This window comes from Mycoplana rhizolycopersici, from assembly GCF_013378445.1.
Classification (GTDB): Bacteria; Pseudomonadota; Alphaproteobacteria; order Rhizobiales; family Rhizobiaceae; genus Mycoplana; species Mycoplana rhizolycopersici.
Genome location: NZ_JABXYK010000015.1, coordinates 20,217 through 40,162, shown reverse-complemented (window position 1 = coordinate 40,162; position 19,946 = coordinate 20,217). Strand labels below are relative to the sequence as shown.

Annotated in this window: 21 protein-coding genes and 1 pseudogene; 15 read left to right on the top strand and 7 right to left on the bottom strand. The window is 61.1% G+C overall.

From position 1 onward, the window contains the following. Window positions 1-45: 45 nt before the first annotated feature. Complete coding sequence (locus tag HV823_RS20575; RefSeq protein ID WP_176951614.1) at window positions 46-1,008, top strand: arginase family protein; 963 nt, start codon at window positions 46-48, stop codon at window positions 1,006-1,008. Window positions 1,009-1,066: 58 nt separating this feature from the next. Here HV823_RS20575 and ctlX read toward each other — a convergent pair whose 3' ends face one another. Then, the gene (ctlX, locus tag HV823_RS20570; RefSeq protein WP_246301823.1) at window positions 1,067-1,984 is read right to left on the bottom strand and encodes a citrulline utilization hydrolase CtlX; all 918 of its coding nucleotides are present in this window, start codon (window positions 1,982-1,984) and stop codon (window positions 1,067-1,069) included. Between the two features lie 7 nt (window positions 1,985-1,991). Continuing rightward, window positions 1,992-3,041 (bottom strand): ornithine cyclodeaminase, encoded by a 1,050-nt coding sequence (locus HV823_RS20565; RefSeq protein ID WP_176951613.1) that lies wholly within the window; start codon window positions 3,039-3,041, stop codon window positions 1,992-1,994. A 139-nt stretch (window positions 3,042-3,180) separates the two neighbouring features. Here HV823_RS20565 and HV823_RS20560 point away from each other — a divergent pair, with 139 nt between their 5' ends. From HV823_RS20560 to HV823_RS20545, 4 genes and pseudogenes are all read left to right on the top strand, one after another. Further along, complete coding sequence (locus tag HV823_RS20560) at window positions 3,181-3,618, top strand: Lrp/AsnC family transcriptional regulator (protein WP_176951679.1); 438 nt, start codon at window positions 3,181-3,183, stop codon at window positions 3,616-3,618. A 292-nt stretch (window positions 3,619-3,910) separates the two neighbouring features. Continuing rightward, window positions 3,911-4,114 (top strand): annotated as a pseudogene (locus HV823_RS20555) (ABC transporter permease subunit); the annotation flags it as partial. Between the two features lie 278 nt (window positions 4,115-4,392). Continuing rightward, window positions 4,393-4,647, top strand: a complete 255-nt coding sequence (locus HV823_RS20550; RefSeq protein WP_026622717.1) for a type II toxin-antitoxin system VapB family antitoxin — start codon at window positions 4,393-4,395, stop codon at window positions 4,645-4,647. Then, window positions 4,647-5,033, top strand: a complete 387-nt coding sequence (locus HV823_RS20545; protein ID WP_176951611.1) for a type II toxin-antitoxin system VapC family toxin — start codon at window positions 4,647-4,649, stop codon at window positions 5,031-5,033. The genes HV823_RS20550 and HV823_RS20545 overlap by 1 nt, the downstream gene beginning before the upstream one ends. A 308-nt stretch (window positions 5,034-5,341) precedes the next feature. Here HV823_RS20545 and HV823_RS20540 read toward each other — a convergent pair whose 3' ends face one another. The 3 genes from HV823_RS20540 to HV823_RS20530 are packed head-to-tail and all read right to left on the bottom strand — an operon-like array spanning window position 5,342 to window position 8,177. Continuing rightward, window positions 5,342-6,352 carry an NADP-dependent oxidoreductase gene (locus HV823_RS20540; protein WP_176951610.1) on the bottom strand — a complete coding sequence of 337 codons (1,011 nt, stop codon included), beginning with the start codon at window positions 6,350-6,352 and terminating at the stop codon, window positions 5,342-5,344. A gap of 13 nt (window positions 6,353-6,365) precedes the next feature. Then, entirely contained in the window at window positions 6,366-7,370 is a 1,005-nt protein-coding gene (locus tag HV823_RS20535) for an alkene reductase (protein ID WP_176951609.1), read from the bottom strand. 24 nt (window positions 7,371-7,394) lie between these two features. Then, window positions 7,395-8,177, bottom strand: coding sequence for an SDR family NAD(P)-dependent oxidoreductase (locus HV823_RS20530; protein ID WP_176951608.1), 783 nt, complete (start codon window positions 8,175-8,177; stop codon window positions 7,395-7,397). 104 nt (window positions 8,178-8,281) lie between these two features. Here HV823_RS20530 and HV823_RS20525 point away from each other — a divergent pair, with 104 nt between their 5' ends. From HV823_RS20525 to HV823_RS20490, 8 genes are all read left to right on the top strand, one after another. Continuing rightward, window positions 8,282-8,857, top strand: coding sequence for a TetR/AcrR family transcriptional regulator (locus tag HV823_RS20525; protein WP_176951607.1), 576 nt, complete (start codon window positions 8,282-8,284; stop codon window positions 8,855-8,857). Window positions 8,858-9,235: 378 nt separating this feature from the next. Next, window positions 9,236-10,594: an NAD(P)H-dependent oxidoreductase gene (locus HV823_RS20520; RefSeq protein ID WP_176951606.1), complete on the top strand. Its 1,359-nt coding sequence runs from the start codon at window positions 9,236-9,238 to the stop codon at window positions 10,592-10,594. Between the two features lie 13 nt (window positions 10,595-10,607). Continuing rightward, complete coding sequence (locus tag HV823_RS20515; protein ID WP_176951605.1) at window positions 10,608-10,913, top strand: putative quinol monooxygenase; 306 nt, start codon at window positions 10,608-10,610, stop codon at window positions 10,911-10,913. A gap of 16 nt (window positions 10,914-10,929) precedes the next feature. After that, window positions 10,930-11,829, top strand: coding sequence for an NAD(P)-dependent oxidoreductase (locus tag HV823_RS20510; protein WP_176951604.1), 900 nt, complete (start codon window positions 10,930-10,932; stop codon window positions 11,827-11,829). 31 nt (window positions 11,830-11,860) lie between these two features. After that, complete coding sequence (locus HV823_RS20505; protein ID WP_176951603.1) at window positions 11,861-12,856, top strand: DctP family TRAP transporter solute-binding subunit; 996 nt, start codon at window positions 11,861-11,863, stop codon at window positions 12,854-12,856. A 54-nt stretch (window positions 12,857-12,910) separates the two neighbouring features. Beyond that, entirely contained in the window at window positions 12,911-13,468 is a 558-nt protein-coding gene (locus HV823_RS20500) for a TRAP transporter small permease (RefSeq protein ID WP_176951602.1), read from the top strand. Beyond that, on the top strand, window positions 13,465-14,745 hold the full coding sequence (locus tag HV823_RS20495; RefSeq protein ID WP_176951601.1) for a TRAP transporter large permease: 1,281 nt from the start codon (window positions 13,465-13,467) through the stop codon (window positions 14,743-14,745). The genes HV823_RS20500 and HV823_RS20495 overlap by 4 nt, the downstream gene beginning before the upstream one ends. Then, on the top strand, window positions 14,714-15,280 hold the full coding sequence (locus HV823_RS20490) for a gluconokinase (protein WP_176951600.1): 567 nt from the start codon (window positions 14,714-14,716) through the stop codon (window positions 15,278-15,280). The genes HV823_RS20495 and HV823_RS20490 overlap by 32 nt, the downstream gene beginning before the upstream one ends. Here the strand turns inward: HV823_RS20490 and HV823_RS20485 are convergent. Continuing rightward, entirely contained in the window at window positions 15,277-16,182 is a 906-nt protein-coding gene (locus HV823_RS20485) for a LysR substrate-binding domain-containing protein (RefSeq protein ID WP_176951599.1), read from the bottom strand. The two genes, HV823_RS20490 and HV823_RS20485, sit on opposite strands and share 4 nt — an antisense overlap. A 400-nt stretch (window positions 16,183-16,582) precedes the next feature. Beyond that, complete coding sequence (locus HV823_RS20480) at window positions 16,583-17,560, bottom strand: tripartite tricarboxylate transporter substrate-binding protein (RefSeq protein WP_176951598.1); 978 nt, start codon at window positions 17,558-17,560, stop codon at window positions 16,583-16,585. A gap of 244 nt (window positions 17,561-17,804) precedes the next feature. Here HV823_RS20480 and HV823_RS20475 point away from each other — a divergent pair, with 244 nt between their 5' ends. Together HV823_RS20475 and HV823_RS20470 are read left to right on the top strand one after the other, a co-directional pair. Then, complete coding sequence (locus HV823_RS20475) at window positions 17,805-18,242, top strand: tripartite tricarboxylate transporter TctB family protein (protein ID WP_176951597.1); 438 nt, start codon at window positions 17,805-17,807, stop codon at window positions 18,240-18,242. After that, window positions 18,242-19,744 carry a tripartite tricarboxylate transporter permease gene (locus tag HV823_RS20470; RefSeq protein WP_176951596.1) on the top strand — a complete coding sequence of 501 codons (1,503 nt, stop codon included), beginning with the start codon at window positions 18,242-18,244 and terminating at the stop codon, window positions 19,742-19,744. Before HV823_RS20475 ends, HV823_RS20470 begins: the two co-directional genes overlap by 1 nt. Window positions 19,745-19,946: the final 202 nt, after the last annotated feature.

Here is a 19,946-nt window from a genome sequence, read left to right as displayed (position 1 = left end):
CCCACATGAGAGACCCGGAACTCGCCCCGGGCCAAGGAGACGTTCATGGACAACAAGGCAGATCTCGGCGCGCTGTTCGGCGCGGCGGCCGAAACGAAGACCTTTCTCGGGCTGGAAGCCTGCGACGATTTCGAGACAATAACGGCGCCGGTCGCCCTGCTCGGCGCGCCCTGCGCGACGCCCTATGCCTCCGTCGGTGCCTATTGCCGCAACGGACCGGATGCCCTTCGACAGGCGACCGGATCGCTGACTGCCAATGTCGATCGGCATGATTTCGATCACGGCGGACCGGTCTTCCCGAGCTCCGCGCTGCGGCCTGTTGATTGCGGCAACCTGTCCTTCGACGAGGCAGACGGTGCCGCCAACAGGCAGAAGATCGCCGATGCGGTCTCGACCTTCCTGCGGCGCGGCGCGGTTCCTGTGCTTCTCGGCGGCGACGATTCCATCCCGATCCCGATGATCGAGGCGATTGGTGCTCACGCGAACGGCGAAAAATTCACCATCCTCCAGATCGATGCGCATATAGACTGGCGCGAGGTCCATATGGGCGAGCGTCTCGGGCTGTCCTCCACCATGCGCCGCGCCTCCGAGATGCAGCATATCGAGCGGATCATCCAGGTCGGTGCCCGCGGTATCGGCTCGGCCGCAACCAGCGACTATGAGGATGCGGTTGCCTGGGGTGTAGATTTCGTGCCCGCCTACGACCTTCACAAGGGCGGTGTCGATGCGGTGCTTGAGCGCATCCCGCAAGGCAGCAACATCATCATCTGCATCGACGCCGATGCTCTCGACCCGGCGCTCATCCCGGGCGTCATCGGCCGCGCACCGGGTGGCCTCAGCTACTATCAGGCAGTCGATCTCATCAAGGGTGCTGCCACGCGTGGCCGTATCGCAGCGATGGACTTCGTGGAGTTCATGCCCGAGCGTGATGTCGACGGCATCGGTGCACTGACCTTCGCCCGGTTGATCACGACCGCCCTCGGCGTGCTCGTACGCCAGGCAGCCTGAGCGACAACACTCTCAACGACAAGGCCCGCCGCGAGGCGGGCCTTTCCTTTGCATGGCTTTAGCGCGGCGTCAGATGGATGCCGGCCAGCGTGCAGCGGACGGAGCCGCCCGCCCGCTCGATGGTCGGGATGTCGAGCGCCACCAGGCGGGCACTCTCCTCGATTGCCGCCCGCTGGCCAGCGTCAAGCGCGTTGAACGCGGTGGTCGAGAGGGCCAGTATACGGCCGTCGGGGCTTTGCAGTTCCAGCGCATTGCCTGCGAACTGACCTATCTGCGTCTCGCTCAGGTCGATGATCCGGCGGCCGAACCGTGCGAGACGCCCGACAAGCTCGTCGCGGCGACCGGGATCCTTGATCATCTCGGTCCCGATCATCGCGAAATCCGTCCCGATGCACATCAGTACGTTGGTGTGATAGATCGGTATCCCCGTGCTGTCGCAGGCCTCGAAGGCCATGGGCTCGAAGTTGAAATGGGTCGAAAACCGCTCCAGCGCGATCGGGTCGGTCCGGTCGGATCGGACGGCATAGGCGACGCGGTCCATATGATCGAGCACCATGGCGCCTGTCCCTTCCAGGAAGAGGCCGTCCGGCTCGAGGCCGGAGTAGTCGATGACATCCTGCACGCGATAATGGGTCTTCAGCATCTCGATGATGTCGGGGCGCCGTTCGCGCCGGCGGCTCTCGGCCTTCATCGGATAGGTTGCGACATGGCCGCCGGCATGGGTGGAGAACCAGTTGTTCGGAAAGACCGAATCCGGTGTCAGCGTGCCCTCGTCCTCGAAGAGGTGCACCGTGATTCCGTGGCTTCGCAGCGTCTCGGCGGCGGCAGTGATCTCGTCATAGGCTTTGGCCGCGAGATCCTCGCGGTTGTCAGAGAGGGTCTGGAAGCTGTTGTCCGCAGCCGTCTCGGTGTTGACGGTGAAGTGGTGCGGACGGACCATTACGACCGCTGCGGGGGCTTGAATGGAATGGCGCATCTGGGGCTCACTTCGCACGCTGAAGCATGCCGAACAGGTCCCGCGGGTCATCGGGATCGGCGATGATGTCTAGGTCCTGCGAAAGGCCGGTGTCGGAGAGCTTTTCGTGGATGTAACGAAGCGCCGAGAAGTCCTCGACCGCGAAGCCGACGCTGTCGAAGAGCGTGATCTGGTTCTGATCGCGGCGGCCCTCGGCCGCGCCCGAAACGACCTGCCACAGCTCGGTTACCGGATAATCTTCCGCCATTTGCTGGATCTCGCCTTCAATGCGCGTCTGGGGCGGGTATTCCACGAAGGTGTCGGCGCGTAGCAGGATGTCACGGTGCAGCTCCGTCTTGCCGGGGCAGTCGCCGCCGATGGCGTTGATATGCACGCCCCCGCCGACCATGTTGTCGGTCAGGATCGTGGCATATTGCTTGTCGGCGGTGCAGGTCGTGATGATGCCCGCCCCCTCGATCGCGGACTGCGCACTCGTGCAGGCGACGATCTCGAGCCCGCTGCCGGAAAGGTTGCGGCGCGTCTTTTCCGTCGCCTGCGGATCAATGTCATGGAGGCGGACAGTCCTGATGCCGAGCACGGCCTTCATGGCCAGCGCCTGAAACTCCGCCTGGGCGCCATTGCCGATCATCGCCATGGTCGAAACCCCCTTCGGCGCCAGATGCCGGGCCGCCATGGCGGAGGTCGCTGCCGTGCGGAGCGCGGTCAGGAGCGTCATTTCCGTCAAGAGAAGAGGATAACCGGTGGACACCTGTGCTAGTAGCCCGAAGGCGGTGACGGTCTGCAGCCCCTGCGCCATGTTCTTGGGATGGCCGTTGACATACTTGAACGCATAGATCTCTCCATCCGACGTCGGCATCAGCTCGATCACACCATCATAGGAGTGCGAGGCCACCCGCGGCGTCTTGTCGAAAAGGTCCCAGCGCCGGAAATCCGCTTCGATGGCGTCGGTAAGCTCGACGAGCATCGTCTCGATGCCGACATGGTGGATAAGCCGCATCATGTTGTCGACGCTGACGAAGGGCACGAATGCTTTGGCGGATGGCAGCGGTGCGGACACGAGGCATTCCTTTCAACAGTGATTGAACACTGAGGATAGCTGCGAAATCCGCTGGCTGAAATTGCAGAAAGGTGTCGATTTAATCACCTTGCTGTATAAAATGATCAGCTTCATTGACCATAAATTCAATCGAGTTGAGATGAGCATTGCGAAATATATTCCTGACGATCTCGACCGCCGCCTGATTGCGCATCTGCGGGCAGACGGTCGCGCGTCGTTGGCTAAGCTTGCCGATGCGCTCGGCGTTGCGCGCGGTACCGTGCAGAACCGCCTGGATCGTCTGATGGAAACGGGAACGCTGCTCGGCTTCACCGTGCGCGTGCGCGAAGACTATGACGAGCAGACGGTTCATGCTGTCATGATGATCGAGGTGGTCGGAAAGTCGACGACCCAGGTCATCCGCAAGATGCGCGGCCTGCCCGAGATCTATTCGCTCCACACGACGAACGGCAACTGGGACCTCGTCGCCAATATCCGCGCCGTGAGCCTTTCCGATTTCGATCGCGTCCTGCGGGAGGTCCGCATGATTGACGGTGTTGCAAACAGCGAGACGAGCCTTCTTTTGAGCAGCGTGTGACAGGTTCCGTCTCGATGGGATCAGTTATGAGGCCTGGTTCTACGACCCGCAATCGTCCTGGCAGAAAGGCACTGTAGAGATCCACTCTCAATGCGGGCCGGACACCCACACGTGTTCCCATGGGCTTCCTGCTCTTCGCCGGGCGCTCGACGATACCATCAGCGTCACTGGAACGTTGAAGTCGGCGCTGATCGTATCAGCGTGACCGCGGGCGGCGTTCAGGCGATCTGTAGGCCATCCAGGCTGAGGTCACAGACAAATGTCTTGTCCGGGCGTTAATGAAGCAAGGTGACTCGTTGTGGTGGCGCACATGATGCAGATGACACGCGCCGCGCCGATCGGCCTGCTCGCCATCCCCTTCATAGAGATGGCGAAGATGAAGGGCGTCTCGCCGTCCGGCATCATCACGCGCCATGCCCTGCCGAATGCCCTTGAACCCATCATCAACGTGGTCGTGCTGAACCTCGCCTATCTGATCGTCGCTGTCGTCGTTGTCAGTCATCAATGATTACAACATCAGCAATGATGATAGGCTACTTCAGTAAATGCGTTTGTTGGCGTCAGATCAATCACGCAGCCAACCCGTTGCGAACCATGGGACTTTACCGCGTTTGCACCCCGAGATCGTTCACTATTGATAGCGACTGTATCGATAGTGACGGAATTGACAGCGGAAAAGCGGTAAACCAACGCCGAGCTTCTTCGCATTGCCCGTGCACGATAGCTGTGCTACGAAGGTAGAATATAGACAATCAGGAACCTAGGGCGACAAAGATGGCGCTGAGTATCAAGGACCACGACACCGAGCAGCTTGCCCGCACCCTTGCCGAACGGACCGGCGAAAGCATCACGCTGGCAACCAAGCGCGCGCTCGAAGAGCGCTTGCGCCGGCTTGGCTCCGACATGCGCAAGGCCGCTCTGCTCGAGGATCTCGAAGCGATCCAGCGACGTTGGAACGCCCTGCCTGTCCTTGACAACCGCACAGCCGACGAGATTCTCGGCTACGACGAGAACGGACTGCCATCCTGATGGTGATCGATACCTCCGTCCTGGCCGCCATCGCCTTCAATGAGCCGGAAGCGGCGGCTTTCCGCGAGCGCATCGCGGACGATTCCGTCCGGCTAATCTCCGCCGCGACCGTCCTTGAGGCTGCAATGGTGATCGAGACCCGACTTGGCGAAGCCGCAGGCGCAGATCTCGACCTCTGGCTCTACAAGGCAGACGTCGAAATCGTCGCTGTCACAGCAGAACATGCTGATCGTGCGCGGCGCGCCTGGCGTCGCTATGGCAAGGGCCGTCATCCGGCCAGCCTCAATTACGGCGACTGCTTTTCCTATGCTCTTGCCGCGCTCACCGGAGAACCGCTCCTCTACAAGGGCAACGACTTTTCGCAAACCGACATCGAGGCGGCGTGAGGATATTGGCATCAAGGTGACGCCTGCATCAGCACAACGAAGGTAGGGCGATTGCAAAAACTGAAGTCGTTGACATCATCCTGAAGCATGCCGAAGAGCTGGACGCCATCCAGCCGTTCGACCGTCGCGACCAGCTGGCGGCACTGCTGAGCGATGACGACGTCGCCACGCTAGCGTGTGCGCCGCAATTGCCGGTGCCGAGAGCGAGGCGGGAGACCTGAAGTCCAGTCCGACCAAGCGTCGTGCAGTCCATGGGAATGTCCCTTCTCTGCGCGGCCGTATAGCGGGCCGATTGGAAACCGCTCATATCACAACTGCCGGGTCGGCGTGACGACGACCTTGCCCTTGGCGCGGCCGGTCTCGATATGGGCGAATGCCTCGTTGAGCTGTCCGAACGGATAGACCCGGTCGATGACCGGCCGTATAGCGCCTGTCTCGACCAGCTCCGCAATGCGCCCGAGCTGGGCGCCGTCTGCGCGCATGAAGAGGAATGAGTATTCAACGCCTCGTTGTTTCGCCATGCGGCGGATGCCTGAACTCAAAAGCCGAAGCAGCAGTTTCAGCACGATGTTCAGCCCTTGCGCCTTGGCGAAGGCCGGATCGGGCGGGCCGGAAATGGAAATCAGCTTCCCGCCCGGCTTGAGGACCTTCAGGGAGCGTTCCAGCGTATCGGCATCCTGGCTGTTGAGCACGAGGTCGTAACCCGAAATCTCATCCTCGAAACGCTGGCTGCGATAGTCGATGACGATATCAGCGCCGAGCTTGCGCACCATCTCGGCATTGGCCGCACTGGTGGTCGTGGCGACGGTCGCGCCGAGATGCTTGGCAAGCTGGATCGCAATTGTCCCGACCCCGCCTGATCCGGCGTGGATCAGGACTTTCTGCCCACGCTTGACCCGCCCGTGCTCGACGAGCGCCTGCCATGCGGTAAGCGCGACCAGGGGCAGCGAGGCGGCCTCTGTCATCGACAGGTCGGTCGGCATAAGAGCCAGATCGGATTCATTCACCGCGATCATTTCGGCAAACGTGCCGATCCGGCCGTCCCGGGGACGCGCATAGACCGCGTCCCCTTCCCTGAAACGACTGACCCTCTCACCGACCGCCACCACCTTGCCGGCGAGATCGTGGCCGAGCACCAGCGGCGGCTTGTAGGGCAAGATCGGCTTGAACGCGCCGTCGCGGATCTTCGCGTCCAGCAAGTTGAGGCTGGCCGCCTCGATCCGGACGAGGACATCATTCGGGCCGGTGCTGGGGGCGGGCATCTCACCCATTCGCAAAGCCTGCGTCTTGCCGTAACGGTCCAGGATAAAGGCCTTCATCGACATTTCCTTTTCAGGCATCGGCAAATGCGGTGCTTGCCGGGTAATCGGTGTAGCCCCGCGCACCGCCGCCGTAGAGCGTCGTCATGTCCATCTGCGCAAGCGGAATCCCGGCCTTGAGGCGTTCGACCAGATCGGGGTTGGCGATGTATGCGTTGCGAAACCGCTGGCGCAGCACGTCGTAGTCGAACGGCGTGGCATCACGCGGACCGCCGGTCGCGCCTTCGACAACATGGATGTAGGCGATGCCCAGTGCGTCCAGCGCTTCGACGACATGGTTGAACTGCGGTTGCTCGTCGGCCGCCGGCACGATCCCGCTGGCCGGAGATACCGGTGACGGGCGGATGCCTGTGCGGCCGGCACCGATCTCGTCTGCTACCGCAGCCGCGACTTCGATCAGCAACCGGGCGCGGTTCTCGATCGAACCGCCATAGGCGTCGGTGCGGACATTGGCAGTCTCGCGCAGGAACTGATCGAGAAGATAGCCATTGGCGCCGTGGACTTCGACGCCATCGAAGCCGGCCTCGATCGCATTGGCTGCCGATCGGCGGAAGGAATCGACGATACCCGGGATCTCGTCCAGTTCGAGCGCACGCGGTTCTGAGACATCGGCGAAACCGTCGTTGACGAACGTCTTGGCCTTGGCGCGGATCGCGGATGGCGCTACGGGCGCCTTGCCATCATGCAGATCGACATGGCTGACCCGTCCGACATGCCAGAGCTGCACGAAGATGCGGCCGCCCCTGGCGTGAACGGCATTCGTGACTTTTCGCCAGCCCGCCTGCTCTGTCGTGTAGATGCCGGGGGTGTTCTGAATGCCCTGCGCCTGCTCGGACACCTGGGTCGCCTCTGTGATGATGAGGTCGGCACTCGCGCGCTGGGCGTAGTATTCTGTCGCCAGTGCGCCTGGCACGAGACCCGGACCGGCGCGGTTGCGGGTCAGGGGCGCCATGACGATGTGATTGGCAAGCGTGATGCCGGAAAGATCGAAGGGGCAAAAGAGTTTGCCGTCAGTCATATTCTTTCTCTCGGAAAGAGCCAGTCAGGCAGCGGTGTAACGCGGAGCGGGATCGACGGTCTGGAAACCGGGCAACATCGCCTGCCGAGCAACATTGAAAGCGTCCCACAAGGATCCGTCGTGCAGGGGAGGAATCGTGATGGCTTCGCGGCGGTCGAAGCCTACAAGCGCAGCATCGACCAGTTCGCCCACCTCCATCATCGGCGGCAGAGTTGCCTCGTCGGCGCCGGCCCGGCCCCACAATTCGGTGCGCGTCGCGGCCGGTAGCACCGCCTGCACGTAGACACCCTTCGGGCCAAGCTCGAGGGCAAGGCCTTGCGACAGGAACAGCACGAACGCTTTGGTCGCGCCGTAGACGGACATCCCGATTTCCGGAGCGAGTCCCACCACGGAGCCAATGTTGATGATTGCACCTTCGCCACGTGCGGCAAGGCGCGGTGCGACAGCGCTGGCCAGGCGCGCTACCGATGTCGTGTTGAGTGCAATGAGACCAGTGATGGCGTCTGTGGACTGTTCTATGAACTGACCGCCCAGACCCGCGCCTGCGTTGTTCACCAGCACGCCGATACGATCGTCATCGCGAAGCCGCGCTTCGATGGCGGCCAGCTCTTCGGGGCTTGTGAGATCGGCGGCTCGCACTTCGACTGCGACGCCGGTCTCCTGCGAGAGCCGCGCGGCGGCAGCTTCCATGCGCACCTTGTCTCGCGCCACCAGCACCAGGTCATGACCTCGGCGCGCGAAGCGTTCCGCGTATGTTGCGCCGATTCCGGCGGAGGCGCCGGTGATGAGGACGGTGGTTTTAGTCATCCTATTGCCCTTTTGAACCAGATTGATATATTCATGATAGCTATCATGTTTAGTTTTATATGATGGCCATCATGATTATGTCAACGGGGCGCACGGAGTTTACGATGAAGGTCAGCCGTGAGCAGATGGCGCAGAACCGCCAGCTCATTCTCGACGAGGCCAGCCGCCTGTTCCGCGAACGCGGTTTCGATACCGTTACGGTTGCTGACGTGATGAAGGCAGCGGGCCAGACGCATGGCGGCTTCTATGGCCACTTCAAATCGAAGGACGAACTGATCGCTGCGGCTGTGACCCACTCCCTTTCGGGCGAGACGTCGGGTGGGGCTGACCTTCAGGGCTGGATCGACGCCTATCTCTCGCCGCTGCACCGCGACCACCCCGAGCAGGGATGCCCGGTGGCAAGCCTCGCCGGGCTCCTGCGTCAGCAGGGTCCGGAAGCGCGCGCGGCGATGAGTTGCGGGCTGGAAGACCAGATCGAACGCTTCGCTCGTGCGCTGACAGGCAATGACGATGCCGAACGACGGCGTGCAGCAATCGGCCGATGGTCGGCCATGGTCGGCGCCGTCATTCTTGCGCGGGCGGTGGACGACACAGATCTCGCCGATGAGATCCTCAGGGAAACCCGTGAATGGCTCGGCGCTGTCAGTTCCCCGCAGACGAACGAGACAGCCAAGGTATGATCGGGGCATGAACGGGCTTCTCGACGACGCGGAGGCGCAGGCTCGGCGGAACACACCCCATTCAAGGGTGAATTGCGGGCCAAACAAATCTTTGCGACAAGCCCGCATCTGCAGGGACGCATTGTTGTAGATTTTCTAACGTGTTTTCTGATTCTTCTAAATTGAGCTAACTCCTTTTCGATCCTACAGTTTGCGTCATAAGCCGCTGTGGGAGGCGGCTGAGAGAGACGTGGCGGCTTGCTGCGTTTCCGGAGGAGAACTATCGATCAGCAGATCCTGTTTGCCGGAAGGGCGATCCTGCCCGTTTTCCGCAGGGTCGTGCGCGTCGATGATCCGGCCGGGTGCTCTTCAAGTTTTTCCCCAGCCGAGGATGTTGAAATGAACCTTTATTCACTGCTTTCCCTACGCGCCGCCAATGGGCGCCCCGTGCGGGTCGGACTGATCGGCGCGGGCAAGTTCGGGTCGATGGTGCTTGCGCAGGCGCAGCGCATCGCAGGCCTGCACATGGTCGCGATCGCCGATCTCGATGTTGGCAAGGCGAAGGAATCGCTCCAGCGTGTCGGCTGGCCGAAGGAGCGCTATTCCGCGACCAGTTGCGGCGAAGCGATCAAGACCGGCAGGACCTTCGTTACGGATGATGTGAAGGCTCTCTTCGAATGCGGCGAGATCGAGTGCATCATCGAGGCGACCGGGCATCCGATCGCCGGCACCCGCCATGCGCTCGGCGCCATCGATCACAACAAGCATGTGGTGATGGTGAATGTCGAGGCGGACGTGATGGTCGGCCCGATCCTGGCGGAAAAGGCGCGCGCCAAGGGCCTCGTCTATTCCATGGCCTATGGCGACCAGCCAGCGCTGATCTGCGAGTTGGTCGACTGGGCCCGCGCCACCGGCTTCGAGATCACCGCCGCCGGGAAGGGCATGAATTTCGAGCCGCGCTACCGCTATTCCACGCCGGATACGGTGTGGGGACTGTTCGGCTGGACCGAGGAACAGGTCGCCGCAGACAATCTCAACCCGAAGCTCTACAACTCTTTTACCGACGGCACCAAGGCGGCGATCGAAATGGCAGCTGTCGCCAACGGCACGGGCCTCGACTGCCCGGATGACGGCCTCGCCTTCCCGCCGGCTGGCTTGCACGACCTTGCCCGCGTCTTCCGCCCGGCGGCCGATGGCGGCCGCATGGCCCGCTCGGGCCTCGTCGACATCGCTGCCAGCCAGGAGCCGGACGGCCGCGAGGTCTTCAACAACATCCGCTACGGCGTCTTCGTCACTTTCAAGGCGCACAACGAATATGCCCGCGCCTGCTTCAAGCAATACGGCCTGCTGACTGACCCCTCGGGCTGGTACGCCTCCATGTGGCGCCCGTTCCATATCATCGGCCTCGAAACTTCGGTCAGCGTGCTTTCGGCGGTACTGCGCAACGAGCCGACCGGCTCGTCGAAGGAATTCCGCGGCGATGCTGTCGCGACCGCCAAGAAGGACATGCAGCCGGGCGAAATGCTGGACGGCGAGGGCGGCTATGCCGTCTGGGCGAACGCTATCCCGGCGACGCGCAGCCTCGACCTCAAGGCGCTTCCGATCGGCCTGGCGCATAATGTCAAGCTCAAGCGGCCGATCAAGAAGGATCAGATCGTCTCCTTCGACGATGTCGAGCTTGTCGCCGACCTCGATGTCGTGTCCCTGCGCCGGGAGATGGAAGATCGCTTCCGCCCGGCGCGGGCCGCGGCCGAATGATCCGGAGACGATGATGCGCACGCCAGCCTTTGTCGTGATTGCGGAGTTCCAGGTGAAGCCCGGCAAGCTGCCGGCCTTCCTGGAGGCGGCGCAGGACGACGCGAAACACTCGCTTGCCGACGAGCCCGGCTGCCGGCAGTTTGACGTCATCTGCCCGGAGGGCACCGACGATACGGTGGTCTTCTATGAGGTCTATGACAGCCGCGCCGCCTTCGATGCCCATCTCGAGACGCCCCATCTGGAGCGTTTCCGTCGGGCCTTCCCGCCGCTCATCGTGGAGGAGCGGCCGGTCCGCTTCGCCGAACGCCAGTATCCTTGAGTGCGGAGGTGAAATTATGAGCGACGCGGTCGAAACCATCGCCGTTCTCGGCACTGGCATCATGGGTGCACCCATGGCCGAACGAATGGCCGATGCCGGCTTCACCGTAACGGTATGGAACCGGACGGCGGAAAAGGCCGCGTCACTTGCTGGGAAGGGTATCGCTATCGCCGCTGGTGCCGTCGAGGCCGCTGCTGATGCCGACGTGGTCATCTGCATGCTAAGTTCCGGTCCGGTCTGCGAGGCTGTATTGGCGGGGCCGGACGGCGTTATCGCGGGCATGCGGCCCGGTGCGGTGCTGGTCGTCATGAGCTCCATTCCGGTCGAAACGGCCGTGGCGCTCGCGACTGCGGCCGCGGAGCGCGGCATCGTCTGTCTCGATGCGCCGGTCTCCGGCGGCGAGAAGGGAGCGAAGGAGGGCACGCTCGCCATCATGGTGGGGGGCGATGGCGCGGTCGTCGGGCAATTGCGTGGCGTCTTCGCCTGTCTCGGTCGGGCGACCCATGTCGGCCCGGCCGGCAGCGGCGCGCTCACCAAGCTTGCAAACCAACTGATCGTCGCTTCGACGATCTGTGCCGTTGCTGAAGCGCTTACGCTTGCCGAAAGCGGCGGCGCCGACCCGGCGAAGGTGCGCGAGGCGCTTCTCGGCGGCTTTGCCGATTCGACAGTGTTTCGCCAGCACGGGTTGCGCATGGTGGAAGGCAACTTTGAGCCCGGCGGTCCGGCTAAATACCAGGTGAAGGATACATCCACTGCGATCGCCTTCGCCAGGACACGTGCATTGAGGCTTCCGGTCAGCGAGGAGGTTGACCGGCTTTTCCAGGCGATGGTGGATCATGGTGACGGAGACCTTGATCACAGCGGCGTAATTCTGGAACTGCGACGCATGAATCCGCGCGGAGGCAATTCCGCGTAATCCATTGGACAGTCAAACTGGGAGGAACGACATGAAACACTTTACCCTTCGCGGCCTGCTCGCCGCAGCGACCATGCTCACGGCATCCTTTGCACAGGCAGAAACGCTGACGCTCTCGACGCCCGATCCGGACAATTCCGAAATCACTGTCGCAGCCAACAAGTTCGCCGAACTTGTTGCGGCCAAGACGAATGGCGAACTGACGATCAAGGTCTTCCCGAACGGCACGCTTTATGGCGGGGACCCGTCCGGCGCGGTGAAGCAGCTTGCCGGCGGCTCGCTGGACATGCTGCTGCTCGCCACCTCGCTCTATGCCAATTTCAATCCGAAGTTTTCTGCGATTTCCATTCCCTATCTCTTCGACGACGAGGCGCAGCTGCGCAGTTTTCTTTCCGGCGAGCCGGGGCAGGAACTGATCGCGGATCTGGGAAATATCGGCATCAAGGGCATCAATCTCTGGCCGCGCCCCTTCCGCCAGATGACCAATTCCAAGCACCCGATCGAAAAACCGGAGGACCTATCCGGGCTGAAGTTCCGCGTGCCGAACAATCCGCTCTGGGTGGAATTCTTCAAGAAGATGGGTGCCGCGCCGACGCCGATGGCCTTCGCCGAGGTGTACAATGCGCTCCAGCTGAAGGTCGTGGACGGTCAGGAGAACCCTATCAACGTGCCGCTCAGCGCGAAGTTCTACGAAGTGCAGAAATACGCCTCGATCACCAATCACATGGGTGATGGCTGGGTGCTCGGCATCAATCCGGCGAAATTCGACGGCCTCAGCGATGCCCACAAGAAGGCGCTGGAGGAAGCCGGCAAGGAAGCGGAGGCCTGGAAGGTCGAAAACGATGCCGCGACTGCGGAGTCGACGATCGCCGAACTCGAAAAGAATGGCATGGCGGTCAACCGGTTGACGCCGGAACAGCAGCAGGCGTTCGTCGCAGTCTCCAAGGAGCTCTTTCCGGTCTTCGCCGGTCTTGTGAAGGATCAGGCTTTCTTCGACAAGACCGTCGCCGCCGTCGGCAAGAACTGATCCGCAGTGCCAGCCGGATCGGCCGCACGGCCGGTCCGGCAAGGAGGACACGCCATGGACAAAACCACCTCTTTCCTGGGCGGAGCCCTGAAAGCCGCGACGGACTTTGCCGCCGGTATCGCCGTGGTCGGCGTGCTTCTGGTCGTCCTCATCCAGGTTGCCAGTCGCGTGCTGGGCATGCCGGTCTCCTGGACGGAGGAAGCGACCCGCTACCTCTTTGTCTGGATGATCTTCCTCGGCCTTGCGGCAGGGTTCCGGACTGTCGAGACCGCCCGCGTCACGGTGCTGATCGCGATGATGCCGAGCGTCGTCAGGCGGTTGTCGCTGCCGATCTACGTCGTGTCTTCGGTCGTCTTCTTTGCGCTCACCGGCTGGACCGGATACCACCTTGTCCGGCAGCAATTCGTGATGAACGAGACGGCGGCGACGCTCGCCGTACCCATGTGGCTGATCGGTACGATCATGCCGATCAGTGCCGTGCTCGCTGTCCTCGGCATTGTCGAATCCCTGAAAACACGTCGCGATCTGATCGAGCTTGCAGATCCCGCCCAGGGCATGCCCGAAATCGCCCTTGCCGAAAATGCCGCGCCGAAGCTGGAGAAAGAGCTATGAGCCTTGTCCTTCTCGCCCTGTTCCTGCTCATGAGCGCGTTCGGTGTGCCGCTCGCCGTCGCGCTCGGCCTTGCCAGTGTCATTGCCATCGTTGCCTTCACGTCGACGCCGGTCGATCTTCTGGCGCAAAGCATGTTCTCCGCCATGAATTCCTTCCTGCTCGTGGCCGTTCCGCTGTTCATCCTCGTCGGCGTGCTCATGGAGCGTGGCCGTGTCGCCGAAAAGCTGTTCGATTTTGCGGAGGCCATCGTCGGCTGGCTGCCCGGCGGGCTCGGCCATGTAAACGTCGCCTCCTCGGTGATCTTCGGCGGCGTTTCCGGCTCCTCCGTCGCGGACATTGCCTCCATCGGGGCGATCGAGATCAAGGCGATGGAACGCCATGGTTTCCCCAAGGGCTATGCCGTCGGCATGACGCTGTGCACGTCAACGCTCTCTTCGATCATCCCGCCCTCGATCCTCATCGTCATCGCCGGATCGATCGCCAATGCCTCGATCGGTACGCTGCTGGTGGCTGGCCTCATTCCCGGCCTGTTCATCGCTCTGATGTTCATGGTGTTCAACCATTTTTATGCGGTGCGCCACGGCTACAATCCACCGACGCCATTCAATCTGCGGCTGGTCGTCACCACAGGCATCGCCGCCGTCCTGCCCATGCTGACGCCCGTGATCCTGTTGGTCGGCATCGTCGATGGCTACTTCACGCCGACGGAAGCGGCCGGCATCGCGGTGCTGTACACGCTGTTCCTGTCCGTCGTGCTCTACCGCACCATCGCGCCGAGAGAGCTTCCGGGCATCTTCATCGAGACGGCGCGCACTTCGGGCACGATCCTCTTCATTGCGGCCACGGCAAAGCTTGCCGCATGGGTCTTCACCTATGATGGCCTGCCGGCGCAGGTCGCGACCTTCCTCGGCGCCATCAGCACCGGTCCGACCATGGCGCTCGTCCTGATCTTCCTGTTCCTCATCGTCGTCGGCATGTTCATGGATGCGATCGCCGCCATGTTCATCCTCATCCCTGTACTGTTGCCGCCGGCCGTGTCGCTCGGTGTCGATCCCATCCACTTCCTGGTCGTCATGGTGATCACGCTGACACTCGGCCTCGTCACGCCGCCCGTGGGGGTCTGCCTCTTTGCGGTGGCGCAGGTGGCGAAGATGTCGATCGAGGACGTGGTGAAGGGCTCGCTTGCGCCTATGTCCATCCTCGTCACGGCCATCCTTGCGCTGGTGCTCTTCCCGGAGTTGACACTTGCTCCGATCCGCCTGCTCGGCCTTTATTGAGATGGCGGCGCAGATCGAAGCGGCCCATGACGACTTCCTGGTCGTCATGGGTACGGCGGGAACCGGAAAGTCGGAGATCGGCCGCCGCCTTGCGGCAAGCCTGCAGTGCGATTTCGTCGAGGCGGACGAGTTTCATACAGCGGAGAATGTCGAGCAGATGCGCAAGGGCATCGCGCTGACCGACGCCCAGCGCCAGCCCTGGCTCCACGCAGTCTGCGACAAGGCACTCTCCCTTCCGGCCCGCCCGGCCGTCATCTCCTGTTCGGCGCTGAAGCGGAGCTACCGGGAGCTGATGCGCGCACGGCTTGGGACCGTTCGTTTCCTCTTCCTCGACGGTCCGGCGGAGCTGATTGCAGCCCGCCTTCAGTCGCGGCGCGGGCATTTTGCCTCGGTCACGCTGCTGGAAGGCCAGCTCCGCACATTGGAGCGTCCGGGTGTGGAGGAAGACGCCATCGTGCTCGACATCGCCCTGTCGCCGGAAGACCTTACCAAGGCCGCGTTGGCTGCCTTGCACGTGACGCCGGCACTTTCCTAGAACCGCACACCGACCTGTGCCGCCTGCCAGACGTCGCGTTCCGTCCGCAGCCAGTCGAGAAAGAGGCGGACCTTCTTCTGGCGCAGATGATCGCGCGGGCAAACGATCCACTGGGTGACGATGCGCAGTTCCGGTGCGGCGGCCACGGGGCAGACCAGGCGGCCGCTTTTCAGCTCGTCCTCCATCATCAGCGTGCTTTCCAGCGCGATGCCCATGCCGCGCACGGCGGCATCGATTGCCATGTGGCTGCGGTCGAACATTACGCGGCGCCAGCGTTCACCGGGCGCGACCTCGGCAAGCTGGAACCACGTCGCCCATTGCGCCTGCGATTTCACCGAATGAATCAGCCGGTGGTTCGGCAGGTCGTCCACGCGCAGGCTGCCGGGCGCCGCATAGCACGGTGCGCACACCGGAATGAACTGCTCTTCGGCGATGCCCTCGACGAAGAGGCCGGGCCAGCGCCCATTGCCGTGCCGCAGTTCGATATCGACCAGTTCCTGGTTGAAGTCGGTCGGCTCGTTGGTCCCGTCGAGGCGGACTTCGAGATCGGGATGCTGGTCAAGAAGCGCGCCGAGCCGGGGCAGCAACCACTTGTTGGATAGGGTGGGGGTGGCGCGAATGGTGAGCGTTGTCACCGAGCGGAAACCACGGATTGTGCCGGTCGCTTCCTCGATGCGCTCGATCTGCTCCGAGATCATGGAAAAATAGCGTTCTCCGGCTTCGGTGAGTGCGACACCGCGGCCGGCCTTCGTCAGAAGCGAGACCCCAAGCTGGGTCTCCAGCAACTGTATCTGCTGGCTGACGGCTGACGGGGTGACGCTCAGGTCTTCCGCAGCACGGGAAATGCTGCCGGCACGCGCCGCAGCGTGAAAAACGAGGATTGCCTTGATTGGAAGCTGCATTCTGTCCCACGCGATTGGCCCGCACGACGCTAATCCAATCCGACAGGAAGCGAAATGGTACGCACCGTTCCTGCACCTCGAAAAAGTGCAATGCTGCAATGCAAAATGGATAGTCCGCCGTCTATCGGAAATCTGCTAGATGTCCGGCGTTATAGAAGGATGTACTCTCATGAGCCACAACGTAGCTGCAAAGCGCAAGTCTATTCGCGAAAAGATGTGGGACGCCGTTCTGCGGGAGCGCGGCCGTGAAGTACGGCGGATGCTTGAGCGGCGGCAATAGCAAGCACGCCCTGGTCGCACCAGACGAATGTTATCAAGGCGATTAGCGCCTTACGAGGAGGGCCCGCTAGGGCCGCACCAGGCAACGCACAAAGCGCGCCGCCTGAGCAGATGTCCAGTACTACTTACCCGTTACATTGTTCGTTTCAACGACCCTTTTCCATTTGTCGAACTCACCGCCAAACCGCGCGCTCGCCTCTTCCAGGGAGGTCGTGATTGGCTCGATGCCGCGTTCAGCCATGGTTGTCCGATATTTTTCGTCGCTCGTGATTTCTGTTAATGCCGCATTGAGCTTATCGAGGGTTTTTCTATCAACCTCGTTAGGCGCCAGCACCGCATACATCGAAGCGACGTTCATGCCTTCGAGCCCGACCTCAGACGCTGTTGGCGTATCTGGAAGCTTGTCGAGCCGTTTGTCCGATGCAACGAGGAGCGAGCGAACTGTGCCGCCTTCAATTTGCGAAAGGGCAGTGGGGATCGTGGCTATCATTGCGGCCACATGACCGCCCGCTACGTCAGCTATGCCCGGCGCCGCGCCGTCGTAGGGCACGTGAAGCAGTTCTGTGTTGGTCAGCTGCTGGAAAAGCTCCATGGCAAGATGTTCGACGGAGCCGACTCCGGTCGAGGCGTAGCTGATCTTGGCACCTCCTTTGGCGGCTACGATAAGCTCATCCGCGGTCTGAGCGGGAAAATCCTTGTTTACCACGAGAACCGTCGGAATTTCGCCCACGACCGCGACAGGTACAAAGTCGTTCTGGTAATCAAAACCCATTGCCGTTTCCTGCATCAGGCTTGTGAGCGTCGTGCTGGTGACGGAAGACATCAGGATCGTATAACCATCGGGCCGGGAACGCGCCACGGCTTGGGAGCCAATGTTTCCTGATGCGCCGCCACGGTTCTCGACAACGACTGGTTGGCCCAGCTTTATCGAAAGATCCCTTGCCAACGTGCGGGCGACAAAATCAACCGCACCGCCAGCTGAATAAGGCACAATCAACTGGATGGGACGGTCGGGATAATCTTGCGCTAAAGCCTGTTTTGCGTTCAGCGAAACAGCTGTCATTGCGACGATTGCACTAGAGACGATATATTTGAACACGCTGTTCTCCCAGTCTTTCCGTACTTGTGTGATAGGGCACGTCATCCGCAAAAAGCATTGAGGGTGAAGTGTCCATGTGGCGACAGTTCACTCCTGTTAGCTCTCTGCCCTGCCGGTTTCGGTAGGGACGGCGGAACGGTTCTGAATCGTTCCGCTTCCGGCTGGACAAATATTAAAGGCGGTTATATGCGTAATTGCAATATAAAATTACAACAATTGGATAGCAATTACCACGGAGGGACTAATGGATGCAAGGAACGTAACAGCCGGGGTCTTGACAATGGGGTTAGGGGCCGCCTTCGCCATTCCCGCGGTTGGCTATTCGATCGGAACGCTTGCGCAGATGGGGCCGGGATTTTTCCCGCTCGCGGTGGGGACCCTCATGATCGGGCTGGGCCTTTTTATTCTGCTTACCGGCCTCCAGCAGAGCGGATCCATTCCTCTGCCTGAGTGGCGCTCACTGGCACTCATCAGCGGGAGCGTGTTGTTCTTTGCCCTGGCCATACCCTCACTCGGCATGGTTCCGACTGTTTTAGTGACCTGTTTCATTGCGTGCTGGGCCGACAGCGCCAGATCACTGAAATCAATGATCTTGATTGGCACCAGCGTGTCCGTTCTCTGCTGGCTTGTCTTCATCGTCGCGCTTGGCGTTACGATCCCAGCGTTCGGGGAGGCTTACTGATGGAAACCTTGGTCAATCTCGTAGATGGTTTCAGCTACGCGCTCACCCCGGTGAACCTGTTCTATTGCTTCTTCGGAGTGGCATTGGGGACCTTTGTAGGTGTCTTGCCGGGCATTGGCTCGATGGCGGCAATCTCCATTCTTCTACCGATTACGTTCTATCTTGAGCCGACAACTGCGCTCGTCATGCTAGCCGGCATTTACTACGGCGGCGAGTATGGAGGCTCAACCGCCTCGATCCTGCTCCGGCTTCCAGGATCGGCCTCGAGTGCGGTAGCCTGCCTCGATGGATATCCTATGGCCAAGCAAGGCCGGGCGGGTCCTGCGCTTTGCATGACCTCTCTGGCCTCTTTCGCGGGGGGAGCAGTCGGTATCGCTCTTATGGCGGCGTGCTCGCCACTGTTGGCGCAATTTGCCCTGTCATTCGGGCCCGCCGACTACTTTGCCGTCATGGTGCTTGGCCTTCTGGCATCGGCGGCGGTTACCCAAGGCTCGCCTGTCAAAGGCGTTGTCATGATCTGCCTCGGGGTGGCACTTGGATGTGTCGGCACTGATACCGGTTCCGGCTTGCAACGATACACATTTGGCGTGCCGGAACTCTTCGACGGTATCGATCTCGTCGCAATCGCAATGGGTCTTTTTGGTCTTTCGGAAGTTATCAGTTCGATCACGCAGCTTCGTGGCGGCACCGTGCTGGCCAAAGTTCGTTTGCGTGACATGGTTCCCACCCGGAAGGATGTGACCAATTCGGTAACGCCGATTGCGCGAGGATCCGTCATAGGATGCATACTGGGTGTACTACCAGGCACCGGGCCGACAATTGCTGCGTTTCTATCTTATGCCGTCGAGAAAAGGGTTTCGAAGACGCCTAAGCGATTTGGCCACGGAGCCATCGAAGGTGTGACAGCGCCAGAAGCCGCCAATAACGCCGCGGCCCAAACGTCCTTCATCCCGACGCTCACTCTCGGAATTCCCGGCAGTGCCACCATGGCTCTCATACTTGGCGCGTTGATGATTCACGGTATCACACCGGGTCCAAATCTAATGGCGAGCCACCCAGAAATGTTCTGGGGCCTCGTAGCAAGCTTTGTCATCGGCAATGCGCTTCTGCTTCTCCTGAATATTCCTCTCATTGGACTTTGGGTTTCACTTCTCAGGATTCCTTATTCGATACTGTATCCAGCAGTCATCGCCCTCATCTGCATCGGTGTCTATTCTCTGAACTACAATACCTTCGATGTCCTCACCGTCCTGGTATTGGGATGTGCCGGCTATGGTATGAGGCTCTTGGGATTTGAGCCCGCTCCGCTCCTTATGGGTTTCATCCTCGGGCCTCTGATGGAGCAATATTTCAGGCGGGCCATGCTGTTGTCCCAGGGCGATGTGAGCGTGTTCATAGACCGGCCCATTTCTGCGACCGTTCTGTTCGTGTCATTCGCCATCCTCGTGATGGTGGGCGTAGCAAAAGTACGGAACCGACGAAAAATTGCTGCGGTGGATTGATCCGGTCTGGTTGGAAAAAGGAGACTGCCGACCATCTCGCGACCATCACCAGGCTAAGTGTTCGGACGCCTAACGGCTCGGATTCAAACCTCTTCTTCGCAGTGAGCGTCAATCTTCAAATTGACCGACTGAAGAAGTATTGACGCCATTGGCCGATTCGAAATATAATTATTTCAATTGAATAGCAATTATGGAGGCAAAG